Origin of the sequence: uncultured Luteimonas sp. (assembly GCF_947492465.1) — a bacterium.
Lineage (GTDB): Bacteria > Pseudomonadota > Gammaproteobacteria > Xanthomonadales > Xanthomonadaceae > Luteimonas.
Genome location: NZ_CANLNF010000002.1, coordinates 60297 through 84225 on the forward strand (window position 1 = coordinate 60297; position 23929 = coordinate 84225).

General features: G+C 71.5%; 26 protein-coding genes and 1 pseudogene. 7 read left to right on the forward strand and 20 right to left on the reverse strand.

The features are described 5' to 3' along the window. Positions 1 to 10 precede the first annotated feature (10 nt). From Q0863_RS05325 to Q0863_RS05405, 17 genes are all read right to left on the reverse strand, one after another. Positions 11 to 817, reverse strand: coding sequence for a hypothetical protein (locus Q0863_RS05325; RefSeq protein WP_298576110.1), 807 nt, complete (start codon positions 815 to 817; stop codon positions 11 to 13). Positions 818 to 868: 51 nt separating this feature from the next. Further along, the gene (locus Q0863_RS05330) at positions 869 to 1297 is read right to left on the reverse strand and encodes a hypothetical protein (RefSeq protein ID WP_298576112.1); all 429 of its coding nucleotides are present in this window, start codon (positions 1295 to 1297) and stop codon (positions 869 to 871) included. Positions 1298 to 1470: 173 nt separating this feature from the next. After that, positions 1471 to 1809, reverse strand: a complete 339-nt coding sequence (locus Q0863_RS05335; protein WP_298576115.1) for a hypothetical protein — start codon at positions 1807 to 1809, stop codon at positions 1471 to 1473. 77 nt (positions 1810 to 1886) lie between these two features. Further along, positions 1887 to 2495, reverse strand: a complete 609-nt coding sequence (locus Q0863_RS05340; protein ID WP_298576118.1) for a hypothetical protein — start codon at positions 2493 to 2495, stop codon at positions 1887 to 1889. Between the two features lie 95 nt (positions 2496 to 2590). Beyond that, positions 2591 to 3040, reverse strand: coding sequence for a hypothetical protein (locus Q0863_RS05345; RefSeq protein ID WP_298576120.1), 450 nt, complete (start codon positions 3038 to 3040; stop codon positions 2591 to 2593). Between the two features lie 75 nt (positions 3041 to 3115). Continuing rightward, entirely contained in the window at positions 3116 to 3325 is a 210-nt protein-coding gene (locus tag Q0863_RS05350; RefSeq protein ID WP_298576123.1) for a hypothetical protein, read from the reverse strand. A gap of 133 nt (positions 3326 to 3458) precedes the next feature. Next, positions 3459 to 4181, reverse strand: coding sequence for a hypothetical protein (locus tag Q0863_RS05355; protein WP_298576126.1), 723 nt, complete (start codon positions 4179 to 4181; stop codon positions 3459 to 3461). Between the two features lie 10 nt (positions 4182 to 4191). Further along, the gene (locus Q0863_RS05360; protein WP_298576128.1) at positions 4192 to 4695 is read right to left on the reverse strand and encodes a hypothetical protein; all 504 of its coding nucleotides are present in this window, start codon (positions 4693 to 4695) and stop codon (positions 4192 to 4194) included. After that, complete coding sequence (locus Q0863_RS05365; RefSeq protein ID WP_298576130.1) at positions 4692 to 6047, reverse strand: FliI/YscN family ATPase; 1356 nt, start codon at positions 6045 to 6047, stop codon at positions 4692 to 4694. The genes Q0863_RS05360 and Q0863_RS05365 overlap by 4 nt, the downstream gene beginning before the upstream one ends. Continuing rightward, positions 6044 to 6733 carry a FliH/SctL family protein gene (locus tag Q0863_RS05370; RefSeq protein ID WP_298576132.1) on the reverse strand — a complete coding sequence of 230 codons (690 nt, stop codon included), beginning with the start codon at positions 6731 to 6733 and terminating at the stop codon, positions 6044 to 6046. The genes Q0863_RS05365 and Q0863_RS05370 overlap by 4 nt, the downstream gene beginning before the upstream one ends. Before the next feature lie 7 nt (positions 6734 to 6740). After that, a complete protein-coding gene (locus Q0863_RS05375) occupies positions 6741 to 7376 on the reverse strand; it encodes a hypothetical protein (protein ID WP_298576135.1) in 636 nt (211 codons plus the stop codon). Positions 7377 to 7385: 9 nt separating this feature from the next. Further along, positions 7386 to 8177: a type III secretion inner membrane ring lipoprotein SctJ gene (gene sctJ / locus Q0863_RS05380; protein ID WP_298576137.1), complete on the reverse strand. Its 792-nt coding sequence runs from the start codon at positions 8175 to 8177 to the stop codon at positions 7386 to 7388. A 19-nt stretch (positions 8178 to 8196) separates the two neighbouring features. Continuing rightward, on the reverse strand, positions 8197 to 8619 hold the full coding sequence (locus Q0863_RS05385) for a hypothetical protein (protein ID WP_298576140.1): 423 nt from the start codon (positions 8617 to 8619) through the stop codon (positions 8197 to 8199). Between the two features lie 108 nt (positions 8620 to 8727). After that, positions 8728 to 9060, reverse strand: coding sequence for a hypothetical protein (locus Q0863_RS05390; protein WP_298576142.1), 333 nt, complete (start codon positions 9058 to 9060; stop codon positions 8728 to 8730). A 148-nt stretch (positions 9061 to 9208) separates the two neighbouring features. Beyond that, on the reverse strand, positions 9209 to 10459 hold the full coding sequence (locus Q0863_RS05395; protein WP_298576144.1) for an FHA domain-containing protein: 1251 nt from the start codon (positions 10457 to 10459) through the stop codon (positions 9209 to 9211). A gap of 68 nt (positions 10460 to 10527) precedes the next feature. Next, positions 10528 to 12585 (reverse strand): flagellar biosynthesis protein FlhA, encoded by a 2058-nt coding sequence (locus Q0863_RS05400; protein ID WP_298576147.1) that lies wholly within the window; start codon positions 12583 to 12585, stop codon positions 10528 to 10530. Between the two features lie 232 nt (positions 12586 to 12817). Next, a complete protein-coding gene (locus Q0863_RS05405) occupies positions 12818 to 13258 on the reverse strand; it encodes a flagellar biosynthetic protein FliO (RefSeq protein ID WP_298576150.1) in 441 nt (146 codons plus the stop codon). Between the two features lie 93 nt (positions 13259 to 13351). Here Q0863_RS05405 and Q0863_RS05410 point away from each other — a divergent pair, with 93 nt between their 5' ends. The 7 genes and pseudogenes from Q0863_RS05410 to sctT all read left to right on the forward strand — a co-directional run bounded on the left by Q0863_RS05410 (position 13352) and on the right by sctT (position 18276). Further along, positions 13352 to 14431, forward strand: coding sequence for an ATP-binding protein (locus Q0863_RS05410; protein WP_298576153.1), 1080 nt, complete (start codon positions 13352 to 13354; stop codon positions 14429 to 14431). Between the two features lie 3 nt (positions 14432 to 14434). After that, entirely contained in the window at positions 14435 to 15031 is a 597-nt protein-coding gene (locus Q0863_RS05415; RefSeq protein WP_298576155.1) for a response regulator, read from the forward strand. Further along, positions 15024 to 16139 (forward strand): type III secretion system cytoplasmic ring protein SctQ, encoded by a 1116-nt coding sequence (sctQ, locus tag Q0863_RS05420; protein WP_298576157.1) that lies wholly within the window; start codon positions 15024 to 15026, stop codon positions 16137 to 16139. The genes Q0863_RS05415 and sctQ overlap by 8 nt, the downstream gene beginning before the upstream one ends. Positions 16140 to 16188: 49 nt before the next feature. Then, positions 16189 to 16437: pseudogene (locus Q0863_RS18445) on the forward strand (hypothetical protein); the annotation flags it as partial. Between the two features lie 24 nt (positions 16438 to 16461). Then, a complete protein-coding gene (locus tag Q0863_RS05425; protein ID WP_345780518.1) occupies positions 16462 to 17196 on the forward strand; it encodes a hypothetical protein in 735 nt (244 codons plus the stop codon). Positions 17197 to 17221: 25 nt separating this feature from the next. Then, positions 17222 to 17488, forward strand: a complete 267-nt coding sequence (gene sctS / locus Q0863_RS05430; protein ID WP_280942213.1) for a type III secretion system export apparatus subunit SctS — start codon at positions 17222 to 17224, stop codon at positions 17486 to 17488. After that, a complete protein-coding gene (sctT, locus tag Q0863_RS05435) occupies positions 17488 to 18276 on the forward strand; it encodes a type III secretion system export apparatus subunit SctT (RefSeq protein WP_298576163.1) in 789 nt (262 codons plus the stop codon). Before sctS ends, sctT begins: the two co-directional genes overlap by 1 nt. 94 nt (positions 18277 to 18370) lie before the next feature. On the opposite strand, the gene mdoH is transcribed toward sctT, so the two are convergent. From mdoH to Q0863_RS05450, 3 genes are all read right to left on the reverse strand, one after another. Next, entirely contained in the window at positions 18371 to 20248 is a 1878-nt protein-coding gene (gene mdoH / locus Q0863_RS05440; protein ID WP_298576165.1) for a glucans biosynthesis glucosyltransferase MdoH, read from the reverse strand. Further along, positions 20245 to 21780, reverse strand: coding sequence for a glucan biosynthesis protein (locus Q0863_RS05445; RefSeq protein WP_298576167.1), 1536 nt, complete (start codon positions 21778 to 21780; stop codon positions 20245 to 20247). Before Q0863_RS05445 ends, mdoH begins: the two co-directional genes overlap by 4 nt. Positions 21781 to 21867: 87 nt before the next feature. Next, positions 21868 to 23898 (reverse strand): M3 family metallopeptidase, encoded by a 2031-nt coding sequence (locus Q0863_RS05450; protein WP_298576169.1) that lies wholly within the window; start codon positions 23896 to 23898, stop codon positions 21868 to 21870. Between the last annotated feature and the right edge of the window lie 31 nt (positions 23899 to 23929).

The following is a 23929-nucleotide window of genomic DNA, read 5'->3' on the forward strand; positions in this document are numbered from 1 at the left end:
GTCGCCCGCATCAGCCGCCCGGGCCGGCGCGCGCGCCAGCCAGCGGCGGCAGGCTGTCGACGTCCCCCTCGCGCAGGTCGATGCCGTGGCGCGCCAGGAAGTCGGCCGCCACCCGCTCGCCATAGCGCCGCAGCGCCGCGTCCTCCCCTGCCTGCAGCAGGCTGACGTATTCCCGGCTGCGGATCGCGGTGAGCATCGCGGCGCGATCGGCCGCCTCCTGCCGGGCGGCGTCGCCCGCGGCGTCCAGTTCGGCCATCATCTCGGACGACGCGATCGCCTCCCGGATCGCGGGCAACTGCTCGCGGCGCACACGGTCGCGATTGACCACCGCCCAATGCACGGCGTGGTGCATGGCCAGCACGTCCACCAGGTCGTCGCCATCGAGTCCGAGCGACGCCATCGCGGCGTCCGCATCGCGGAACGCTTTGCCGTTTTCCAGCATCGCCTGCAGCTCGCCGCGCGTGGCCTGTTCGAGTGGCCGGTAGTCGCGCAGGAAGGCGTGCACGATCCGGCTGCGAACGGCGTCCGAGCGCTGCAGGGCGTGACCACGCGCGGTATCGGGCACCCCGCGATGCCAGCCCTCGAGGTACAGACGTTCGAAGTGGTCGTCGAAAGCCGGCGCGGAAGACGACCCGGATGCCTCGACGCCCTCCGTCGGCGCACTGTCAGGAGCCGCCCCCGCCTCGCCGGACGACCGGTCCCCGCATCCCGCCAGCAGCGCGAGCAAGGCGATCACCGCCACAACGGGGCCGCCAATCGACCCACGCGACGCTCCCCGCAAGCGCGGAGCGTACGTTGCCGAGATGCGTGGCGTCATGGTCGCGGACAAGACGGTGCCGCCGCCTTTCGAGAGCCGCGGCAACCGCGCCTACTGTCCGTATCGGGCCCGGATCTGCGCGCCATCACGCCGCCCCATTTCGGTGGCGACCTGGCGCAGCCAGCGGTCCGCGCTGGGGCGACCCTCGTTGCGCACGCGGCGTTCGTACTCGGGAAGGAGTTCGGCCCGCCGCCGGTCGATCATGCGGCGCATCTCCTGTTCCAGCGCGACCTCGTCGACGGCGCCCGCCTGGCGCGCGGATCGCGGCAGCACCCGGCCACCGTTCTTCCTGCGCAGGGCTTCCCGATCCACCCAGTCCGGGCCATCGCCCGTGCTCTGGTTGCGCATCATCGCGTGCTGCTGCATCAGGGCCGCCTGGCCACCGGCATCGATCAGCTGGGCGCGTGCCGGCGTCAGGACGCAGGTCGCGGCCAGCAGGCCCAGCGACAGCAGCGCGGCACGCGACGATACCTTCGTCATTGCCTGCATGACTTCCTCCTGGCAAGGGCAACGCGTCGAACCTAGCACCCGCGGGATTAACGCCCCGGCAAGGCCACGTACCTGCGCATGCCGCCGCCGTCTCACGACGACGGCGGGCATATGCCCGCCGTCGCGTACCGCGTCCGGCCGAGGCCGGACGCCATTGCAGCCGGTTACTGCTTGCGGGCCACCTGGGCCATGCCCTCGCCCACCGACTTGATCGCCGTGGACACCGCCTGCGCGGTCTGCGAGAAGATCTGCGACTGGACCTGGAACTCGGTCATCGCCGCCATGTACTCCTCCGACTGCTGCTTCTTGTCGCTGTCGTAGGTGCGCTCCATGGTCTGCTGCGCATCGATCATCTTGCCGGCGCGCGCGGCGAGGATCTTGCCCAGCCCAGCGGCCAGCGCCTCGAACCAGGAGCCGCCCTTGCCGGGCTTGAGCTCGGCCGAGTTGACTTCGCCGTTCTCGATGCGGGTGGTGAACATGTGGAGGATGTAGTTCTGCGTCATGGTCGTGTCCTCTGGGGGTCGTCTGGATGTGTTTCGATCTGATCTTTGCAACTGCGGTGCGGTGACTCAGCGCTCGGTCAGATGCATCCAGGCGGCCCGCGCAGGCGGCGTGACCGTGACTTGGTGATGGACTGCTTGCCCGGCAGGATGGCCGTTTCGCCAATCCCGCCGCCTGCCTGCCGCGCCGGGGCAGCGCCCGACCGCAGCGAGGCCAGCCATTCCATGGCGGCTTGTTCGCCGTCGCGTTCGATCCGCTGCGCGAGCTCGAGCGCAACCTGCACTTCGCGGCTCTGCAGCTGGTTGGTGGCCTCGCCGAACTGGCGGATCAGGCCTTCGCGTTCGTCCTGCGCCAGCAGTCCGTCGAGCGTCAATGCTTCGAGGGTATCCACCCACGCGTTGCGCTCGCTCCCGGTCACCGCGGGCTGCAGATCGGCTTCGGCGACCGCCTTGCGCATATGGGCGATGACGAAATCCAGATCCTCGTCGCCACCTGCCGGTGCGGTCGCACGCAGCGATGCCTCGAGCAGGTCGAGGACCTCACGCTGGGGGTCGTCGCTGCCGGCGCCCGGCTGCGGCGCGACGCCCGGCACTGCCGCAGTGGCGGCGGCTTCCGCGGTGCCGGCGAGCGCGACCGGCCCGCGCGGGGCGGGACGGCTGGCAACTCGACGGGGCGGGCGGATGGCCATGGGCCGGGAGATCCTTCAGAGGGTGAATGCGGGTACGGCGTGAATCGAGTGTCCCCGTCGCCCCCGCAGGCGACAACTGGGGGCGACCCTAGGCATCAGGCTGGCGCGACGGGCGCGCTCAGCGCGGGGATGGTCTGGAACAGCTGACGCATGCGGGTGCCTTCGCGCCGACCTAGCGCCTGGGCGGCTTCGGCCAGCCACGCCTGCGCCGCCTCCACGCCTTCCCGGTCCGTGCGTTCGCGGAATTCGGCCTCCAGCCGCGTCTTCTCTACCTTGAGGTCCGCCAGCAACATGTCGTACTGGCGCAGGATCGCCGCCTCGTCGGCCACGTCCAGGGCGCCCTGCGCACGCAGTTCGCCCAGCGACTCGACGAATTCCTGGCGGCTCAGCGGCAGTGCCCGCCCGTCGGCTTCGACGTTCGCCACGGCAGGCCGCTCGCTGCTGGACGGGGACGGTGCCTCGGCCTGCGCGAACGCGCCGATGTCGAGCGCGGCGCCGCCGTCGTCATGCCGGGTCTGTACGCGCTGGGGGGGACGTCTGGCCATGCTGTGCACCGGTCCTGCAGGAAACGGGAGCAGCGGCCGGCCTGGGCGCGGCCGCTGCCGGGACTGGGCGCGCCGTCAGGCGTCGATGGCGCCCAGGAAGCCGTTGGTGAACGCGGAATTGAACACGTCGTCGAATGCGGAATTACCCGATCCGCCCGACTCGCTGAGAACCGAGCTGACGATGCCGCCGGCCAGCTGGCCGAGCATCGGGTTGCCGGTATAGGCCGTGACCACGGCACTGACCACGGAGGAGAGAACGTCGCTGAGGCCGCTGAGGAAGCTCATGGGGTGACTCCTGTCTGAAGATGATGTCTTGGGGATCGATTCTTCGCAGAGCGCTGGTCCGCGTCTGGGAGTCTGTGGAGAACCTCGGCCCGCTCCAAGCTGGGGCGTTCCCCACCTGGGGTGAACCCTGGCCTCAGCCGTCGAAGTGCGGATCAATCTCGAGCGTGCCGAGGTTCTGTTCGGCGAAGCGCCGTGCCAGCGCCGGTCCCGCTTCGCGGATCGCGTCGTAGCTGTCGCGCGAGCGCACGTCGGCGCGCAGTCGCCAGCCCTCGGCCGTGCGGCTGAGCAGCAGGTCGGTGCCGGGCAGGGTCGCATCGGACATGCGCAGCAGCACCTGGCCATCGCCCTCGCCCGCGGCGCCCTCGACCGCGCACTGGCGGACATGGCGTTCGAGCATCTCCGCCAGCGCGCGTCCGCTGGCCGTCGGCGGCGGTGGCGCGGCCGTCGGCGCCACACCGGACGCATCCCGCAGCGCGGACTGGGCCTGCATCATCGCCAGCAGATCGGCGCCGTCGATGGCGTTGGCACTCATGCCGTGGTGCTCGGTGCCACCCTCCTGCTGTCCGCGGCCGTCGAGGCCGCGCAGCGCGGCCTGTTCGTCGGCGCGCTGTGCGGCGGCGGCCGATGCGTGATGTCCGGTGCCGGCCGGCCCCGGGCGCTGCTCCTGCGCCGGCCGTTCGGGCAGCCCCGCACGGCCTTCCTGGCGGCCGTGCTGCATCAGCTGGCGGAAACGGTCGACCTGTTCCTTCGGCGGCGCCTCGCGCGGCCGCTCGGCGGGACGGTCGGCCTCGGCCGGACGCGTGTCCTGCGCCGGGCGGCTGGAGAGCGATGACGTGCCGGAACGGTCGATGCTCATGCTGCGCTCCTCAATGGCGGCTGCGGCTGATGTGGGCGGCCTGTACCAGGTCGGCTGCGGCGTCCTCTTCGCGGCGCGTTTCCAGCGCCAGCACTTCGCCGCGCCATACGTCCCTGCGCTTCTCCAGCGCGTCCTCGCGCGCCTTCGCGCGGAAGAACTCCTGCATGGCCTCGGCCAGCGCCTGTTCGGCCTGCTGCAGCTTCTGGCGTGCCTGCTGCAGTCGCTGCTGGGCGGCCTGCTCCTGCTCGCCCAGCCAGTCGATGTGCGCCTCGCGCTGCTCCAGCGCCAGCGGGAACGGGATGCCGGGCGGCGGCGGCTCCAGCATGCGCAACCGCTGGCCAGTGCGCTCGCTGCGCAGCCGTACGATGTCCTGCTCGATCCGCTCGCAGGCGTCGCGGCAGTCGCGCACCGCGCGCTGCCGTTCGGCCACCAGCAGCCGCGCCTTGCCGGTGCGGTGCGCGCGCAGCTGCAGCAGCTTGTGCAGGGGATAGCGCTTGCGCGAAGCATCGCTCATGCGAACAGCTTCCTCAGCGTCTCCGACGACTGCGCGAATGGCACGAGTTCGCCGGAGGACTGTTGCAGCAGCTGGCGGATCGGGCCGATGCGCTCGATCGCGAAGTCCGCGTCGGGGTCGGTGCCGCGCTTGTACTCGCCCAGCTGCAGCAGCAGCTCGATGTCCTGGTGCTTGGCCAGCGCCTTGCGCAGCTGCCCGGCGGCGCGCAGGTGGGCCTGATCGACCACGCGCGGCATGGTGCGGCTGAGGCTGGTGAGCACGTCGATCGCCGGATAGTGGTAGGCGGCGGCGAGCTTGCGCGAGAGCACGATGTGGCCATCAAGGATCGAGCGCACTTCCTCGACGATCGGGTCGCCGCCGTCCTCGTCCTCGGCCAGCACGGTGTAGAACGCGGTGATGCTGCCGGTCTCGTTGTTGCCGGCGCGTTCGAACAGCCGCGGCAGGGCGCTGAACACCGACGGCGGGAAGCCGCGCCGCGCCGGCGGCTCGCCGATCGCCAGGCCGACGTCGCGCAGCGCGCGCGCGAAGCGCGTCACCGAATCGAGCAGCAGCAGCACACGCTTGCCCTGGTCGCGGAAGTACTCGGCGATGGCGGTGCCGACCCACGCCGCGCGGCTGCGTTCTAGCGCCGGCCGGTCGGAGGTGGCGACGACGATCACCGACTTGGCCAGCCCGGCATCGCCGAGGTTGTCGCGGATGAACTCGTTGACCTCGCGGCCGCGTTCGCCGACCAGCACGATCACGTTCACCTCGGCGTCGCCGCCGCGCGCCAGCATCCCCAGCAGGGTGCTCTTGCCGCCGCCGGCCACGGCGAAGATGCCCACGCGCTGGCCCTCGCCCGCGGTCATCACCGCGTCGATCGCGCGCACGCCGGTGGAGAACGGGCGCTCGATCAGGTTGCGGGTCAGCGGGTTGGGCGAGGCGGCATAGATCGGCATGTCGACGCCGGCACCGACCGGGCCGCCGTCGTCGATCGGTTCGCCGTGCGCATCAAGGATCCTGCCGAGCAGGCCCGGCCCCGCGCGCACCGACGCCTGGCGCCCGCTGGCGACGATCTCGGTGGTGGCGGAAATCCCGTCGAGCGCGCCCAGCGGCGTGAGCAACGTGTGCTGCCTGGACACGCCGACGACTTCGGCGGCGAGATTGAAGGACGGGTCGCCATCCCCCGGCGGGTTGCGCAGATGGCACAACTCGCCGATCGCGGCCTTCAGTCCGGTGGCACGGATCAGCGTGCCGTAGGCCTCGACGACGCGGCCGACCCGCTGGATCGATTTCACCCCCGCCAGCGCGCTCAGCAACGGGTCGAGCGACTCCTCGCCCGGCGGCTGCACCAGCGCGCCCGGCAGGTTCATCGTTCGGCGCCCGCGGCGCCCACGCCGGCCAGTGCGACGCGGATCGCCTCGATCTGCTGGGCGACGCCGGCGCGCACCTCGCCCGCTTCGGACACCACCACGCAGCTGAGCGGATCGAGGCTTTCGTCGTCGACCAGCTCGATCACGCCCACCGCAGGATGCGCCTGGCGGACCGCACCCAGGCCCGCCTGCACCGACGCGCGCACGTCGGGATGCACGCGGATCAGCAGGAACTGCTCGGCTTGCGCGGCTTCGACCGCCTGCATCACCAGCGGCGGCACCACGCTGGACGCGTCGAAGCCGGGCGCGATCCTGGCGACGATCGCGCAGGCCAGCTCGGAAATGCGGCCTGCCGCCTCGCCCAGCACGCGCGCACGACGTTCGTTGAGCGAGGTCAGCTGCTGGGTCATCTGCTGCTGGGCGCGGCGCAAGCCTTCGGCGAAGCCTTCGGCATGGCCGGCCTCGCGCGCCTGCGCGATGCCGGCCTCGACCTCGTCGTAGAGCGCGTTGACCCGCTCGAGGAGGCTGTCGAGCTCCTCGAGGCTGGCCTGGTGCTGCGGCTTGAGCACGCGTGCCGACAGCGCCCGTTCGAACGCCCGGCGCTCGAACACCGTGACGCTGCCGGCCGCCGGCGCGACGTCGCCGTGCATGGCCGACGCGGCTTCCGCCGCGATCGCGGCGGACACGGGCGCACTAGTCTCCATCGCGGCCCTCATGGTGCGAGACCACCACCAGCAGCGCCTTTTCCGGCAGGTGCGCGGGAGCAGGCTCTTCCCTGGCGTGCAGCAGCCGCGTCCAGTCCGCCAGGGGACGATTGCGACGCTGCGCCCAGGCCAGCAGTTCGCCCCGGCCCTGTCGGTCGAGCACCTCGCCCAGCAGCTCCGGATCGGACAGGAAGCGCGGGTCGGCGAGCAGAGCCTCCCAATGCGCGGACAGCCGGGCGTGGATGTCGTGGGCCACGTGGCCATCCCAGACCGAGCGGTCCAGCGCCAGCAGGTAGCTGTTGCCGAGGCTGCGGCGCAGCCAGCGCACCGGTTCGCGACGGACCTCGGCGCGGATCAGCGGCGCATGGGCCAGCACGCCCAGGTCGCGCACCAGCGCCTGCAGGCGCGGACGCGGCCAGCGCCGCACGATGGCGGCGCTGGTGCCGCCCTGCGGCGCTGGCGCGAACAGGCCGTCCATGCAGTCGGCCGGCAGGCTGCGCAGCAGCAGGCGCCGGCCCAGCCGGCTGGTGGCCGCGCGCGCGGCCAGCGGCGCGTCCAGCCCCGCCTGCGCATCGCCCGCGTGCCAGTCGGGATGGAGTTCGTCGAGCAGTGCCAGCAGCGCCATGTGCGCGCCTCAGCCGTTCCAGAGCCTGCCGCTGTCGCCCGCGGACTGGCGCAGGCGCCGCTGCCGCAGCCTGCCCCAGGCGGCCCAGACTAGGCCGAGCAGGGCCAGCACGCCCAGGCCGACGCCGATCGAGGTGGCATTCGCCGCCGACATCGCCGCCGGCGCGTTCTGCCGCTGCTGCAGGGCGGGCGCGGCAGGCATCGGCACGAACTCGACCGACACCTTGTTGATGTCTTCCAGACCCTCGATGCCGTCCTTGACCACGGTCTTGATGCGCGTCTGCAGGTTCTCCAGGTTGGCGCCCGGCTGCTGGAAGATCACCACCGACGCCGACGAGTCGCTGTCCTCGCCGCCCAGGGGGTCGCGACGGGCCATGGCGATGTGCACGCGCGCGTCGACAACGCCCGGATAGCCGGCCAGCGTGCGCGCCAGCTCCTGCTGGCGGCTGCACAGGTAGCGCGCGTTCTCCTCGATCGAGGACGAGGCGATACCTTCCTTCTTGAACACGTCGCACATCGACACGTACTGCTGGCGCGGCAGGCCGCGGGCCTGCAGCACCTGCATGGCGTGCGCGAAATCGGCGCGGTCGACGCGGATCTCCCATCCGGTCTTGCTCAGCGAGGTCTGCTTCTCGGCGTCGATATTGGCCGACAGCAGGGCGGCAAAGACCTCGTTGGCCTGCCGTTCCTCCAGGTCGCCATACATCGTGACCTTGGTGCAGGCGGCCAGCAGCAGGCAGGCCAGCAGCACGACGCCGGCGCGCGCGGCGCCGGTGCCGCAGCGGAAACGGGAAAGATCCATCAGCGGCGCTCCGGAAAGGTCAGGACTGCTGCCGGAACAGCTGCTGCACGCCGTCGGAGGTGCGGTTGGCCACGTTGGACGTGAGCTGCGACTGGAACAGGAACTGGTGGCACTGCATTGTCATCTCCAGCATCTGCCCGGGCGTCATCTCGGTGGCGCTGGCCGCCATCGCGCGCGACAGCGTCTGGATCTTGCTGGCGGTGCCGTTGAGGCTGTCGAAGGCGTTGACCATCATCTTCGCGGTGGCCGATTCGCCCGCGGGCGCCGCCGGGGTCGCGGCCTGCGCGCCGGCATCGTTGCGCACCGATGGCGCGCCGCCCGCGCGCTCGAGCGCCTGGGCGAACTCGCGGACGTCCACCGCCGCGGCCTGGGGCTGCAGCGCGGGTGCCGCGGCTGGATTGGCGGCCGCGTCCATCGCCGCGACCTGGATTGCATCGATCATGTTGGCTTGCTCCTGGTGCCTGCGCCCGTGGGCGCACCTGCCTGCCGTGGACCGGCGCCCATCCGCGCCGCGACGCGAGGCATCGCGGACAGCGGGTGGCGCGCGCGGTTACTGCTTCCTGGCGACCGCGTTCAGCGACTCGGCCACGCTGTTCTGCGAGGTGGCCGCGTTGTTGGACATGAACTGCATCTTCAGGCTGGCTGCGGTCAGCGCGACCATCTGCGAGGGCTCGTCGGAGCCGGTGCCTATCTGGTCGGACAGCGAGGTGATCTCGGCAGCCTGCGCATCGAGCGTCTGGCCCCACGCGCGCGACATCGCTTCGTACCAGCTGGTGCCGCCGGATCCGCCGCTGCGCGAGCCGGACGGGCCGCCGGGACCGTTGGCGAACGTCGCCACGCCAACGAACTGGTTGATGAGGTTGTTGTCGGTCGGGATCGTCATCGCGATGACTCCTTGTGCATGCGAGGCGCGCGCCTCGGGGGGACTCGGGGGATAGCGGACCGGTTGCACTGCGGAGGCCGGTCGCGCATGGACTGTAGCGGATAAATGTTGCGTCGAATCGGGACCTAGGGTTTACCGCAGGGGATGTTCACATCGTGTCTGCAGCCGCGCCCGCACGCATGCGGCCGCGCCGCGCGAGCGAGGTGGCCGAGGCCGCCAGACCGGTCACCGGCTCGGCTGCGGGGGTCTCCGCCGGCTCCGTCGCGACGTCCGCCGGCGCGGGCGGCGGCGCGGGCGATGGCGTGAGCTTCACCAGGGTGCCGTCGGGCCGGATGACGTGCGCGAACTGGCCGATCGACACCAGTTCGCCCCAGCCTGGCACCACCGCGCCATCGTGGTAGATGTTGCCTTCGGCATCGACGATGTGCGGCGTTTCGCCGCGCACGATCGAGACGATGTGCGCCTTGCCTTCGTCGCCGGCGGGCGCGGCGTCGGCCATGGCGTCCACGGCCGGCGCGCTGAGGTTGACCGGCTCGACCTTGTTGACGCCGGTCTCGATCATCGCGCGCGACGTCAGGAAATCGTGCAGCGCCTTCGGGTCATCGCCCAGTTCGCCGGTCACCCGCACGTTGTTGTTGCCCAGGTATTCGGTGCGCACCGTGTAACCGCCGGTCCGCATCACCTCGGCCACGTCGAGGGCCAGGTCCTGGCCACTGCGCAGGGCGACGCTGGCCGCAAGGCCTTCGCTGGCGATGCGCGCTTCGAACCGCTTGCGCGCGGCCTCGTCGTCGACCGTCCCGGAGAGCACCGCGCGTCCTTCGACATCGCGTCGCACCTCCACTTCGCTCACGTCGAACTCACGGGCCAGTTCGCGCAGGCGATGCTCCACGTCGACCTTGGGCGGCGGCGCGGGCGTCAACGCCGCGATGATCGCCAGCGCCGACAGCGCCAGCACCGCGACACCGGCGATCAGCGGCATGCGGCTGGCGAAGGCCGGCCTGGGACGCGCCAGCGGCGCATCGCTGCCCGGACCGGGCGCCAGCGCCAGCCACTCGACCGCATCGACGCGGCCGAAGGCGATGGCGGCCTGGCCCAGCGCGATGCGCTGCACCTGCGCCACTTCGACCGGATCGCCCGGGTGCAGGGTGCCGCCGGGCAACTCGACCGGGGCATCGAGCGCACGCAGGTGGAAGCGGCCGTCGACGACGTTCAGCAGCGCGTGGTGCGGCGCCACGCCGAGGTCGGCCAGGACCACGTCGCAGTCGTCGCCGCTGCCGATGAGCACCATCTCACGGCGCGACAGCGGGCGGGTGGCGCCGGCATGCAGGCCGGAGACGATCCGCAGCACGGCCGCATCATGGTCGGGGGATTCGGATCTGTCTTTCTCGGTGGAGGACATCGGTTCTGGCTCCTGCGGGCGGGGGACCCCACGGGACGGTCATGGAACGGGACAGCGTCTGGCGCGGCTCAGGCATTGACCTGCCCGGCCTGGACGATGCGAAGGTCCGGTGCGAGCTCCTGGTAGGAGAGCACCGGCAGGTCGAAGAAATCCACCTCGAGCAGCTTGCGCAGGTGGCGGCGCACGTCGAGCGAACACAGCAGCACCGGACGCACGCCCGGCGCCTGGCGCGCCAGGTGCGCGCGCACCTCGTTGCCGAGCCGGCCGGCGAGCTCCGGCGAGATCGCCAGCTGGCTGGCGCCGCCGGCCACGCGCACCGACTGGCGCAGCTTGTCCTCGAGCTCGGGGTGGATCAGCAGCACGTGCAGGTTGCGGTCGGCATCCGACCAGCGCTCGGCGATCTCGCGCTTGAGCGCCACGCGCACGTATTCGGTCAGCAGCACCACGTCCTTCTCGCGGCTGCCCACGTCGGTGATCGCCTCGAACGCATCGCGCAGGTTGCGGATCGGCACGCCTTCCTCGGCCAGCCGCCGCAGCACGTCGGCCACGCGCTGCGGCGCGACCACGCGCAGCATTTCCTTGACCAGGTCGGGATAATCGCGCTGCATCTTGCCGAACAGGTTCGAGGTTTCCTGGATGCCCAGGAAGCTGCCCAGGCGCCGGCGCAGCGCGATGTCCAGGTGCAGGGTCAACACGTCGAGCGGGGCGAGCGCGCCTTCCGCGGCCACCGCTTCGCTCCAGCGGCCGGCCAGCGGCGGGAAGAAGCCGGGCAGCGGTTCGGCGCCGGCCGCCTGCGCCACGAAGCCGCCCGTGCGCGGCAGCCGCCCGGAGGCCACGCGTGCGCCATGCGCGCTGAGCCGGTATTCGGTCTCGGCCAGCGCCGCCGACACGCGCACCACCGGCACCGGCACCGGCACGCCGAACTCGTCGCGCACCCGGCGCGCGGCCTCGGACGCGCGCGTGCGCGGCGGCTCCTGCCCGATGGCCGAGGCCAGCGCCGGCGAGAGTTCCAGCAGCAGCGGCGGCGGAGGCGCGAACTCGTCGGTCTCCACCGGCTTGAGCGCGGCGCTGATCTCCTCGTCGCTGATCCGGAACATGCGCCGCAGGCTCTCGAACTCGTAGCGGTAGCGCCAGGCGCTGTAGCCCACCAGGGCCAGGCCCAGCACCAGGAACACCGGCCACGGGAAGCCGGGCACCAGGGTCATCAGCAGCGCCAGCAGGCCGGTGATCAGGGCCACGCGCGGCTGCGCGCCAACCTGCCGGCTGATCGCGTCGCCCAGGTGGCGGTCGTCGATCTCGCCGGTGGTGCGCGTGACCACCAGGCCCGCGGCCATCGTCGCCAGGATCGCCGGGATCTGCGACACCAGGCCATCGCCGATGGTGAGGATGCTGTAGGTGTGCGTGGCCTGGGCGAGCGACATGTCCTTCTGCAGCACGCCGATGGCCAGGCCGCCCAGCAGGTTGACCAGGATGATGACGATGCCGCAGATCGCGTCGCCCTTGACGAACTTCATCGCGCCGTCGAGCGAGCCGTGCAGCTGGCTCTCGGTCTCCAGCAGGCGCCGCTTGCGTCGCGCCTCGTCCTTGTCGATCAGGCCCGCGCGCAGGTCCGAGTCGATCGAGAGCTGCTTGCCCGGCATCGCGTCGAGGGTGAAGCGCGCCGCCACCTCGGCCACGCGCTCGGAACCCTTGGCGATGACGATGAACTGCACCACGGTGATGATCAGGAACACCACCAGGCCAACGACGAGGTTGTTGCCCGCCACCAGGGTGCCGAAGGTCTCGACGATGTGGCCGCCGTCGGCGTGCAGCAGGATCGACTTGGTGATCGCGATCGAGATCGCCAGCCGGAACAGCGTGGTCAGCAGCAGCACGCTGGGGAAGCTGGAGAAGGCGACCGGATTGGGGATGTAGATGCCCAGCAGCAGCAGGCCGAAGCCGATCGAGATGTTGACCGCCACCAGCGCGTCGATCGCCACCAGCGGCAGCGGCAGGATCATCACGCTGATGATCAGCACCGCGCCGAAGGCGAGGATCACGTCGCTGTAGCCGAGACCCTTGCGGGGCGCGGCGCCATCGGGAGCGGCGAACAGGGAGTTCAGCCAGCTGCGTACGCTTGTGGTCATCCATGGCCCTCGGGGGAAGGGGCGTTGTCGACGTCGCCGGGCGTGGACGCCGCGGACGCTTCCTTCGCATCGGGGGCTGCGATGGGAAGCGCGATCGCGGTGGGCGCGCCACGACACGCACTGCGTGCCGCGTCGTCGGGTGCTACATATATCGTCGCCATGTTATACGCCAGTCAACGGATTGTTGCAGATGACTGCATGCGCTGGAATGTGACCGGGAACACGCGCCGCATCACGGGCGTTTAACCCGGTAACGTTGTAATAGCGACATCGGCGCGGTCTGCTGCGGCGGGGAGCCGTCGGCGGCAGGTCCGAGATCTTCACTGTCCAGGTTGGAGATCAGCGTGACCGCGCCGGCACCGACACCGACGGCGAACGCGCGGCCGGCGCGCGAGCGCAGCACGACGATGCGTTCGCGTGGACCGACCGGCAGCACCTGGACAACGGAAAGGGGCGCGTCCGGCCCGGACAGGCTGAAACGCCTCCGCAGCATCCGCAGCAGGACAAGCAGGCAGACGATGATGAAGGCCAGCGGCAACAGGATCGCCAGCAGTTCCCAGATGTACGGGGTCTGCGTGGGAGCAGGCGCGGCCGCCGCGGCCGCGGCGCTGCCGGCCCAGGGCGCGGCCAGCAGGCACGACAGCGACGGCAGGACGTGGCGTGGACTGGGCATCATCGGAATCGTTCCGTTGGATGGACGGGCGGGCGCCACGTCCGCGATGGCCGCATACCCTAGCAGGCGCGGCGCCGGGCGGAGCGCAGCTGCGTGAGTCCGTCGGCCGCGGGTCGCCGCGTCGCCGCGGATGCGGCATCGACCACGCTCGGCACGATCCTCGACGCGGTGCCGTTCGCCTGCGCCGCGTTCTCGCAGGCCAACGGGGCGCTGGTCGCGGGCAACCGCGGGTTTTCCGATGCGTTCTCGGGACTGCCCGGCCACCGCGACCGCGCCGCCCTGCTGGCCGCGCTGGGCGCCTCCGGGCCGGCCGACGGCGCGGAAGTGCGCGCACCGCACAGCGGTCACTGGTACGCGCTGCACTGGCGTCCGCTGGCCATGGAGAAGGGCGGCGTCGACGTCCTGACCGCAGTCGACATCAGCGAGCGCCTGCAGGCGCTCGACACCCACAAGCACCAGCAGGAAAAACTGCTGTTCACCTCGCGGCTGATGTCGGTGGGCGAGATGGCCGCGACCCTCGCGCACGAGCTCAACCAGCCGCTGGCGGCGATCGTGAACTACCTCAACGGCAGCCTGCGCCTGGTCGGCCAGGCCGGCGGGCCGGCGCAGGTGGAGCGTGCGCTGGTCGCCGCCCGCACCCAGGCCGAACACGCCAGCGCGGTGATCTCGCGGGTGCGCGAGTTCGTGCGCGCGCGCGAACCCCGGCGCGATGCGCACGAGGTCGGCACGATCGCCGGCACCGTGCTGGAACTGCTTCGGCTGGAGGCCGAGCGCCAGCAGCTGTGCATCGAGCTGGCGCTGGCGGAAGACCTGCCCGCGGTCTTCGCCGACCGGGTGATGGTCGAGCAGGTGCTGCTCAACCTGGTGAAGAACGCCATCGAGGCCATGCGTTCGGTGCCCGCGGGCCAGCGCGAACTGCGCATCGAGGGCCGCGTGAACCTCGACGATGAAGTGGAAGTGCGCGTGCTCGACCGCGGCGGCGGCCTGAGCCCGGCCGAGAGCGAGCAGCTGTTCTCGCCCTTCTTCACCACCAAGACCGATGGCCTGGGCATCGGCCTGGCCATCTGCCGCTCGATCATCGAATACCATGAGGGCCGTCTGTTCTTCGAGGCACGCCCGGGTGGCGGCAGCGTATTCGCGTTCACGCTGCCACCGGCGGAAGGGAGGATCTAGGGAATGGCATCGGCGCGGGTGTATCTGGTCGACGACAACGACGGCTTCCGCGATTCGACCGCATGGCTGCTGGAAACCGCCGGCTTCGAGCCGCGGCCGTACGCCTCCGCCGCCGAGTTCCTGGCCGCGTACGAGGGCGAACGCCACGGCGCGCACGAGGAATGCCTGGTGTCCGACATCCGCATGCCGCAGATGAGCGGGCTGCAGCTGCAGGACGAACTGCTCCGGCGCGGCATCCGCCTGCCGCTGGTGTTCGTCACCGCCCACGGCGACGTGCCGCTGGCGGTGGAGGCGATGCGCAAGGGCGCGGCCAACTTCCTGGAGAAGCCCTTCACCGAGGAAGCGCTGACCCACGCCATCCGCGCCGCCTTCGCCAGCCGCCGCGAGCACGCGCCGCTGCACAATCCGGCGCTGGAGAAGCTCAGTCCGCGCGAACGCCAGGTGCTCGACCTGGTGGTCGCCAGCAAGCCCAACAAGATCATTGCCGACATCCTCGGCATCAGCATCAAGACCGTGGAACTGCACCGTGCCAACATGATGGCCAAGCTCGGCGTGCGTTCCCTGCCCGAACTGATGAAGGTGGCACTTGGCCATGGCTGACCACGCGACGTCCACCGCCGGCAAGGGCGCGCGCAAGCGCCGGCCGGCCACCTCTCCCACGGCCGATGCGGGACGCCCGGTGCGGCCGCTGCGCGACGTGCTGCCCGCGCTCGCGCCCGCCCAGGCCGCGGCGCTGCGCAGCTTCTTCGCCGCGCCGCAGACCTGGAGCCTGTCCGGCGGCGGCCTGCTGCAGTTCGTGCCCGGGCGCCCGGCGCCGGCGGCGCAGACCTTCGAGCTTGACGCCGAAGGCACGCGCATCGGCCTGGCGCTGCTGGCGCCCGCGCAGGGCGACGGCCCGCACTGGAGCGACTACCAGGGGCGCTCGCGCGTGCTCGCCTGGAGCCTGGCCCACGAGACCCAGCTGATGCAGCTGAGCGAAGCCTTCGGCGTGGTGCTGACGCCGATCGCCGAGGCCGTCGACGCGCCGCAGGAGCAGGTGCCGCAGCTGTGGCTGGACTTCATCGTCGACGAGGACGCGCCGGAAGGCTCGAGTTCGCGCATGCCCGCGCTGCAGGGCGCGCTGCGCGCGCCGGCCGCATGGATCGAACGGCTGCTGGAGCGCGCCGACCCGCCGGGTGGCGAGGGTCCGCCGCTGGACGGCTGGCGCGGGCTCGGCGTGCCGATCCGCCTGCAGTGGCGGATCGCGCCGCTGCCGTGGGCCGACTGGCGTGCACTCCAGCCCGGCGACGTGCTGGTCGCCGGCCGCCGCAGCCAGCCGCCCGCGGCGGAAGCCTGCACGCACGGCCTCGCCTGGCCGCTGGAACCCGCGACGGGCGGCTGGCGCATCAGCGGCCCTCCCCGCCATTCACAGACCACAGCGCAGGACACCTCCCCCATGAACGATGCCCCCCGCGCCGGCGACGCCGGCGAGACCACCGATCCCGACGCGCTCGCGCGGCGCCTGCCGCTCGAGGTGAGCTTCGAGCTGGGCCGCACCGAACTGCGCGTGGGCGACCTGTCCGCGCTGCAGCCCGGCTACGTGTTCCCGCTGGCCGGCGCGCTGGAAGGCGCCAACGTGATCATCCGCGCCAACGGCCAGACCGTCGGCCAGGGCGAAGTGGTCGCGGTCGGCGACACGCTGGGCGTCCGCCTGCTGGGCTGGAGCTGAGCGGCCCGCGCCGCACGGCCCGACCCGCCCGCGCAACGCAGGAGCGTCCATGGATCTGAGCAGCTACTCCCCCGCCCTCGTCCTCGTCGTCATCGTGGCGCTGGCGCTGGCGCCGTTCGTCGCGGTGATGGTCACCTCGTTCACCAAGATCGTGGTGGTGCTGAGCCTGCTGCGCAACGCGCTCGGGCTGCAGCAGGTGCCGCCGAACGTGGTGATCAACGGCCTGGCCATCGTGCTGTCGATCTACGTGATGTATCCGGTGATCCTGGAAACCTACGACGCGGTCAGTGCGCACCAGCAGGGACGTCCGGTGCCGGCCTCGGTGCAGAAGAAGATCGACGAACGCGAGCAGGAGCAGGAGCGGCGCCGGCAGGCGCTGGCGCGGCGGGCCGCCGAGCGCGCCGCGCAGGCGCCGTCGGACGCGGGGCCGACCCTGGCTCCGTCCGCGGGCGAGCCGGCGCCGGCGAGTCCGGCGGCGGCCGACGCGCTGCGTGCCGAGGCCGAGGCCGTGGCGGCCGGGAATGCGGCCGAGGACGGGGCCGACGGCCCTGGGCCGCTGTTCCGCAACGTCGTCACCAGCTCGGCGCCGGCCGGCACGCCCTCGCCGCCGGCCGCGGCCGCCGCTCCCGAACCGGCCACACCGCTGGTGCCCGCCGGCAGCGAAGGCGCGCGCCTGCTGGCCATGTTCGAAGCGGGCAAGGAACCGCTGCGTGCGTTCCTGATCGACCACTCCAATCCGGCCGAACGCGCGTTCTTCCTGCGCAGCGCGCAGAGCCTGCTTCCCGAGGAACGGCGCGGCTCGCTGAGCGCCAACGACTTCATCGTGGTGGTGCCCGCGTTTACCGTGAGCGAGCTGACCACGGCCTTCCAGATCGGCTTCCTGATCTTCCTGCCGTTCCTGATCATCGACCTGGTGGTGGCCAACATCCTGCTCGCGCTGGGCATGATGATGATGTCGCCCACCACGGTCTCGCTACCGTTCAAGCTGCTGCTGTTCGTGCTGATCGACGGCTGGGCCAAGCTGGTGCACGGCCTGGTGCTGACCTACACGCCCTGACGGGCCGCGCGCGACGGAGGCGAGCATGGGCGAGACACTCGAACTGACCCGGCAAGCGCTGTGGCTGGTACTGATGCTGTCGGGACCGCCGATCGCGGCGGCGGCGATCGTCGGCCTGGTGGTGGCCTTCCTGCAGGCGGCCACCCAGATCCAGGAGCAGACGTTCGCCTACGCGCTGAAGTTCGTGGCGATCGTGCTGGCGCTGTTCGTCACCGGCGCGATGATCGGCGGCACGCTGTACACATACTCGAACCGGATCTTCATCGAGTTCCCGAGCCTGACCCGGCGCTGATGGAGATCTTCGCCTCCGCCGAGACCGCGATGCTGGCCTTGGGCCTGACGCTGCCGCGGATCATCGGCGCGTTCATCATGCTGCCGCTGATCAGCCCGCAGAACATGCCGGCGATGGTGCGCAACAGCTTCCTGGTGAGCCTGGCGATCGTGGCCCTGCCGATCGTGGTGACGGCCGCGCCTGCCGGCACCATGAGCACGCTGTCGTGGCCGGCGCTGGTGGTCAAGGAGCTGTTCATCGGCGTCGCCATCGGCTTCTGCTTCGGCATCGTGTTCTGGGCGATCTCGGCCGCCGGCAACGTCATCGACACCCAGGTCGGCATGAGCATGGCCACCGTGTTCGATCCGATCCAGGGCCACCAGACCTCGCTGCACGCGGAATTCCTGTCGATGTTCGCGGCCTGGGTGTTCATGGCCAGCGGCGCCTTCCTGATCTTCCTAGACCTGCTGATGCAGAGCTACGCGATCTGGCCGCCGACCTCGTTCTACCCGGACCTGCCGGCCGTGGGCATGAACCTGTTCGTGGGCCAGTTCGGCTTCTTCATGACCACGCTGCTGGTGCTGGCCGCGCCGGTGATGGTGATCCTGCTGATCGTCGACCTGTCGTTCGGCCTGGTGAACCGCTACGCGCCGCAGCTCAACGTGTTCGCGCTCACCCTGCCGCTGAAGGCCTGGGCGGCGACCGGCATCATCCTGCTGCTGCTGGGCGTGTACGTGGAGATCCTGGTGCGCCGCCTGCACGACAGCGAGGGCCTGCTGAAACTGCTGCGGCAAACCTTCGGTGGCTAGCGCGAATTCACCCCGGCATGTTCGCGGGACGATGACCACGGTGCGCGTGCCCGGGCGCGGCGACTGACGTCGCGCCCGCAGCCCCGCGCCCGCTTCATTCCGCCTGCCGCAGCGCCTCGGCGCGCTGCAGGATCGCCGGCGGCGCCACCTCCTCGGGCGTGGCGAAGACGCCGGCGCGGCGCAGCCACTGTCCCGGCCGGCGCGCCGAGGTCAGCGCCACCACCGGGATCGACAGCACCATGCCGGCGATGACCGGCGACATCCACGCGGCCAGTCCGGGGGAGACCAGCCAGGCCACCGCGCCGGCGCCCGCACCGAACAGGCTCAGCCCGCCGTAGCGCGCGACCAGCGCCGACAGCGGCAAGGTGCCGTCGTCGCGCCGCTGCGCGTGCCAGCCCGAATCTTTGCCGGCCAGCACTTCGGCCACGCCGCGCGACTGCAGGTACATGGTGATCGGCGCCATCAGCGCGGCCAGCACGGTCTCCAGCAGGGCGCCCGCAGCCAGGCGCAGGCCGCCGCCGAACGCGCGGCGGGTCCGGCCATCCAGCAGCGCCGCGACCAGGCCCAGCAGCTTCGGCCCGAACAGCAGCGCCATGGTCAGGGCGAACACCCAGAGGAAGCGCTCGGGATCGACCCCGCGCCAGTACGCCAGCGGCGCGTAGCCTTGCTCCACGCCGGCCTGCAGCGGGATCGACAGGCCCACCAGCATCAGCATCGCCCACATCGGCGCGGTGAAGTAATGGCCGATGCCGATCATCATGTGGAGCCGGCTGACCGGATGCAGTCCGCGCGCGGGCAGCACCAGCGCGTGCTGCAGGTTGCCCTGGCACCAGCGGCGGTCGCGCACCAGCATGTCGGTCAGCGACGGCGGGCCTTCCTCGTAACTGCCGCCGAGGCCGGGCTCCATGTGCAGCGCCCAGCCGCCGCGCCGCATCAGCGCGGCCTCGACGAAGTCGTGGCTGAGCACGTTGCCGCCGAACGGTTCGCGTCCCTGCAGCGCCGGCAGTCCCGCCGCGGCCGCGAATGCGCGCGTGCGGATCATCGCGTTGTGGCCCCAGTAATTGCTCTCCGCGCCGTGCCACCATGCCACGCCGTGCGCGATCACCGGGCCGTACACGCGCCCGGAGAACTGCTGCATGCGCGCGAAGATGGTGCTGCCGTTGACCACCAGCGGCAGGGTCTGGATCAGCGCGACGTCCGGATGCCGCTCCATCGCCGCGGCCAGGCGCACGATGGTGGCGCCTTCCATCAGGCTGTCGGCGTCGAGGATCAGCATGCTGGCGAACGCGCCGCCGAAGCGCCGGACCCAGCCGGCGATGTTGCCGGCCTTGCGTTCGGCGTTGTCGCGCCGTCGCCGGTAGTAGATCCCGGCATCGCCGCCGAGCCGGGTGCGCAGGTCGAGGAAAGCCTGCTCTTCCGCCGCGGCGATCTCGGGGCGGCGCGTGTCGCTGAGGATGAACAGGTCGAAGCAGGCGCCCTGCCCGGTCGCCAGCACCGACTCGAGGATCGCCTGCACGCCGGCGAAGGTGCGGTGCGGGTCCTCGTTGTAGACGGGCACCAGCAGCGCGGTGCGCGTGGACAGTCGCGGCAGCGGCCCGTCGGTGGACAGCCCCAGCCGCAGCGGGCGCTTGCGCAGCACCCGCACGAAGCCCGGCAGCGCACTGACGCAGGACAGCGCGATCCAGGCGAACAGCGGGACGAACAGCGCCAGCAGCACGCCCTCGAGCACCGAGATGCCGTCCACGCGCAGCAGCCACCACATCTGGTACGCCGCCAGCAGGCCGAGCAGCGCGGTGCCGCCGAACACCAGCGTGCGCCGCAGCCCCATGCGCGGCGGCGTCGTGGGCAGGCGCGGATGCGCCAGCCGGCCGCGGCGCAGGTCCTGCACCGGCATCTCCAGCGGCGCCTCCGGCGGCAGCCAGGGCAGGTCGTCCACCGGCGGATCGATCAGCATCGCCGCGGCCCCGTTCATGCCGGCCACCGCGACAGCCAGGTTTCCGACAGCGGCGCGCCATCGCCATCGAGCAGGCGCGCGCGCAGCTCCACCACCTCGGCCGCGCCGGGCAGCAGTTCGAAACTCAACCGCCAGCGGCCGTTGGCGGCGAGCCGGTAGACCACCGGATTGCGCAGCTCGCCGGCCGAGGCCTGCGCCTCGACCCGCGGCGCGGCGTCCTGCGTGCGGTCCGCCAGGCGGCCACCTTCGAAGTCGATCACGAACATCCTCGGCGCCGCGCCTTCGGCATCGGCCAGGCCGCTGCGGGTGGCGGCCACGCGCGCGAGCTGCGGCAGCCAGGCGTGGTCGGCGCACCAGTGCAGGCGATAGGCGAAGCGGTGTTCGCGACCCGCGGCGAGCGGCGCGCGCGGGCGCCAGAACGCGACGATGTTGTCGGCGAACTCGTTGCCGGTGGGCAGTTCGACCAGGTGCACCTCACCCTCGCCCCAGTCGCCCTGCGGCTCGACCCAGGCGCTGGGCCGCTTCTCGTAGCTGCCCTCGGCATCCTGGAAGGCCTCGAAGCCGCGCTTGCGCTGCATCAGCCCGAAGCCGCGCGGACCATCGTCGCGGAAGCCGCTGTGTTCGACCTGGGCGGGATTGCGCAGCGGCCGCCAGACCTGCTCGCCGGCGCCGTTGAGGATCGCCAGGCCATCGGAGTCGTGCACCGCCGGGCGGAAGTCGTCGATCCCGGCGCGGTCGCCGTGGTCGAACTCGAACATGCTGGTGAGCGGGGCGATGCCGGCGTGGCGCAGCTCCACGCGCGGGAACAGGCGCGCCTCGATGTCCATGACCGTGCGCTCGCCGTCCGGCGTGATCGTGAAGCGGTAGGCGCCGGCCACGCTGGGCCCGTCGAGCAGCGCGTGCACCACCGCCGAGGCGCCGCCCGCGGCGGGCTGCTCGAGCCAGAACGCGCGGAACAGCGGGAACTCCTCCGGCCCGGGCTCACCGGTGCCCAGCGCCAGCCCGCGTGCCGACAGTCCGTAGACCAGGCCACGCGCCACCGCGCGGAAATAGCTGGCGCCCAGGAACACGCACAGCTCGTCGAAATATCCGGCGCGGTTGACCGGCGCATGCAGGCGGAACCCGGCGTAGCCGAGCGCGGGATCCGCCGGCGGCGGCACCTGCGGGCCGAAATCGAACAGTTCGCGCCGGTACGGCAGCGGCGTGGCGCGGCCGTCCTGCACCAGGTGCAGCTCGACCAGGTCCTTGAAGATGAAACCGCGATGGAACAGCTGCGCCTGGAAGGGCGCGCCGGTGTCACGCCACAGCGCCTGTTCGGGGCGGAAGCGGTAGTCGCGGAACTGGTCGTAGTCGATCGTGTCCAGCGACGCGGGCAGCGCGCGCGAAGGCGGCTGGTAGGCGCGCGCGGCCAGCGCCCGCGCCAGTGCGGGCACGGTGTCCTGGTCGAATGCGACCGGCGCCCCGGCCGGCGCGGCCCAGGCGCCGCGCAGCGGCAGGCACAGCAGCAGCGGCAGCGACGTACCGGCCGCGAGCAATTGTCGGCGATGCAAGGGAAGCCTCGTGGGGAGGTCTGAAAACCTCGCATCATTAGACGGGCGGTTGCTTAACGCTGCGTCAACGCCGCCGGCCGCGCGACCTCAGCCGGCCATGCCCGAATGCCGCAACAGCGCCTCGATGCGCGGCGCGCGGCCGCGGAAGGCGTGGAAGTTCTCGGCCGCGCTGCGACTGCCGCCGCGAGCCAGCACTTCGGCGCGGAACCGCGCCCCGGTCGCGGCCACCGCATCGGGCGCCTCCTCGAAGGCGGCATAGGCGTCGGCGCTGAGCACCTCGGCCCACTTGTAGCTGTAGTAGCCGGCCGCGTAGCCGCCGGCGAAGATGTGGCTGAACTGGTGCTGGAACCGGTTCCACGGCGGTGGCAGGTTGACCGCGACTTCGGCCCGCACGCGCTCGAGCAGCGCCTGCACCGGCTCGCGGGCCGGATCGTGTGCGTCGTGCAGCAGCATGTCGAACAGGGCGAACTCCAGCTGGCGCACGGTCGACATCCCGCTCTGGAAGTTCCTCGCCGCCAGCATCCTGTCGAACAGCGCGCGCGGCAGCGGCTCGCCGGTGTCCACGTGCGCGGTCATCGCCTCGACCCGCGGCCATTCCCAGCAGAAGTTCTCCATGAACTGGCTGGGCAGCTCGACCGCGTCCCATTCCACGCCGTTGATCCCGGCTACGCCCAGTTCGCCGACGTCGGTCAGCAGCTGGTGCAGGCCGTGGCCCATCTCGTGGAACAGCGTGGTGACCTCGGCGTGGCTGAACGTCGCCGGGCGGCCGTCGACGCCACGGCCGAAGTTGCAGACCAGGTACACGATCGGCGTCTGCGTGCCACCGGAGCGCTCGCGGCGGTTGCGGCAGTCGTCCATCCACGCGCCGCCGCGCTTGCCCGCGCGCGCGTAGAGGTCGAGGTAGAACTGGCCGACCAGGCGGCCGTCGCCATCGACCAGGCGATGGAAGCGCACGTCCTCGTGCCACACCGGCGCCGTGTCCGGTTCCACGCGCAGGCCGTACAGGTCATGGATCAGGCCGAACAGGCCGGCGAGCACCTTCGGCTCGGTGAAGTACTGCTTCACTTCCTGGGCGGAGTAGCTGTAGCGCGCCTGCCGCAGCCTGTCGGCGGCGAACGCCAGATCCCAGGCTTCGAGCGCGTCGATGCCGAGGTGTTCGCGCGCGAAGGTTTCGAGCTCGGCCCGGTCCCGCTGCGCATGCGGCTTCGCGCGCGCGGCGAGGTCGCGCAGGAAGGCCAGCACTTCGTCCGGGGTGTCGGCCATCTTGGTCGCGAGCGAGTAGCTGGCGTAACGACCGAAGCCGAGCAGCGCAGCGAGCTCCGCGCGCAATGCGAGGATGCGATCGATCAGCGCGCCGTTGTCGAGTGCGGGATCGTCGCCGAGTTCGGATGCACGCACCGCGTTGGCGCGATACAGCGCGGCGCGCAGTTCGCGGTCCTCGGCGTAGGTCTGCACCGGCAGGTATACCGGCATCTGCAGGCCGAGCTTCCAGCCGGGCCTGCCGTCCTTCTCCGCCGCGGCGCGGCAGGCGGCGAGCACGTCGACCGGCAGGCCGGCCAGCCGCGCCTCGTCGTCGACGTACAGGGCAAAGGCATCGGTGGCGTCGAGCACGTTCTGCGAGAAGCGCGCCTGCAGCGCGGCCAGCTCTTCCCGGATTTCGCCGAAGCGCACCTTCTGCGCCTGCGGGAGCTCCGCGCCGCCGAGGCGGAAATCGCGCAGCGCGTTCTCCACCACCTTGCGTCGCGGCTGGTTCCAGTCGGCGAAGCCGGGCGCTTCGGCCAGCCGCCGGTATTGCGCAAACAATGCCTGGTTCTGCCCCAGCGCGCTCCAGAAGCGGGTCACCGCCGGCAGGGTCTCGTTGTAGGCCGCGCGCAGCTCGGGCGTGTTGGCCACCGCCTCCAGGTGGGTGACCTGGTTCCAGGCGCGTGCCAGCCGTTCGGTGGCATCGTCCAGCGGTGCGACGAAGCGCTCCCAGTCCACAGGCTTGACCGTTTCCGCATGCCGGACCGCCGCCTCGGCCTCCGCCAGCAACTGCGTCATGGCCGGCGCGACGTGCGCGGGCCGGATCTCCCCGAAGCGCGGCAGGCCGGAAAAATCGAGCAGCGGGTTGGCGGACATGGCGTGCCTGGGGAAACGGCGGGAGGAACAG

Excerpts from the sequence above, each read along its gene's own strand:
- Q0863_RS05325 (WP_298576110.1), bottom strand. The coding sequence starts at position 817 with ATGACGCCACGCATCTCGGCAACGTACGCTCCGCGCTTGCGGGGAGCG.
- Q0863_RS05330 (WP_298576112.1), bottom strand. The coding sequence starts at position 1,297 with ATGACGAAGGTATCGTCGCGTGCCGCGCTGCTGTCGCTGGGCCTGCTG.
- Q0863_RS05335 (WP_298576115.1), bottom strand. The coding sequence starts at position 1,809 with ATGACGCAGAACTACATCCTCCACATGTTCACCACCCGCATCGAGAAC.
- Q0863_RS05340 (WP_298576118.1), bottom strand. The coding sequence starts at position 2,495 with ATGGCCATCCGCCCGCCCCGTCGAGTTGCCAGCCGTCCCGCCCCGCGC.
- Q0863_RS05345 (WP_298576120.1), bottom strand. The coding sequence starts at position 3,040 with ATGGCCAGACGTCCCCCCCAGCGCGTACAGACCCGGCATGACGACGGC.
- Q0863_RS05350 (WP_298576123.1), bottom strand. The coding sequence starts at position 3,325 with ATGAGCTTCCTCAGCGGCCTCAGCGACGTTCTCTCCTCCGTGGTCAGT.
- Q0863_RS05355 (WP_298576126.1), bottom strand. The coding sequence starts at position 4,181 with ATGAGCATCGACCGTTCCGGCACGTCATCGCTCTCCAGCCGCCCGGCG.
- Q0863_RS05360 (WP_298576128.1), bottom strand. The coding sequence starts at position 4,695 with ATGAGCGATGCTTCGCGCAAGCGCTATCCCCTGCACAAGCTGCTGCAG.
- Q0863_RS05365 (WP_298576130.1), bottom strand. The coding sequence starts at position 6,047 with ATGAACCTGCCGGGCGCGCTGGTGCAGCCGCCGGGCGAGGAGTCGCTC.
- Q0863_RS05375 (WP_298576135.1), bottom strand. The coding sequence starts at position 7,376 with ATGGCGCTGCTGGCACTGCTCGACGAACTCCATCCCGACTGGCACGCG.
- sctJ (WP_298576137.1), bottom strand. The coding sequence starts at position 8,177 with ATGGATCTTTCCCGTTTCCGCTGCGGCACCGGCGCCGCGCGCGCCGGC.
- Q0863_RS05385 (WP_298576140.1), bottom strand. The coding sequence starts at position 8,619 with ATGATCGATGCAATCCAGGTCGCGGCGATGGACGCGGCCGCCAATCCA.
- Q0863_RS05390 (WP_298576142.1), bottom strand. The coding sequence starts at position 9,060 with ATGACGATCCCGACCGACAACAACCTCATCAACCAGTTCGTTGGCGTG.
- Q0863_RS05395 (WP_298576144.1), bottom strand. The coding sequence starts at position 10,459 with ATGTCCTCCACCGAGAAAGACAGATCCGAATCCCCCGACCATGATGCG.
- Q0863_RS05400 (WP_298576147.1), bottom strand. The coding sequence starts at position 12,585 with ATGACCACAAGCGTACGCAGCTGGCTGAACTCCCTGTTCGCCGCTCCC.
- Q0863_RS05405 (WP_298576150.1), bottom strand. The coding sequence starts at position 13,258 with ATGCCCAGTCCACGCCACGTCCTGCCGTCGCTGTCGTGCCTGCTGGCC.
- Q0863_RS05415 (WP_298576155.1), top strand. The coding sequence starts at position 14,435 with ATGGCATCGGCGCGGGTGTATCTGGTCGACGACAACGACGGCTTCCGC.
- sctQ (WP_298576157.1), top strand. The coding sequence starts at position 15,024 with ATGGCTGACCACGCGACGTCCACCGCCGGCAAGGGCGCGCGCAAGCGC.
- sctS (WP_280942213.1), top strand. The coding sequence starts at position 17,222 with ATGGGCGAGACACTCGAACTGACCCGGCAAGCGCTGTGGCTGGTACTG.
- sctT (WP_298576163.1), top strand. The coding sequence starts at position 17,488 with ATGGAGATCTTCGCCTCCGCCGAGACCGCGATGCTGGCCTTGGGCCTG.
- mdoH (WP_298576165.1), bottom strand. The coding sequence starts at position 20,248 with ATGAACGGGGCCGCGGCGATGCTGATCGATCCGCCGGTGGACGACCTG.
- Q0863_RS05450 (WP_298576169.1), bottom strand. The coding sequence starts at position 23,898 with ATGTCCGCCAACCCGCTGCTCGATTTTTCCGGCCTGCCGCGCTTCGGG.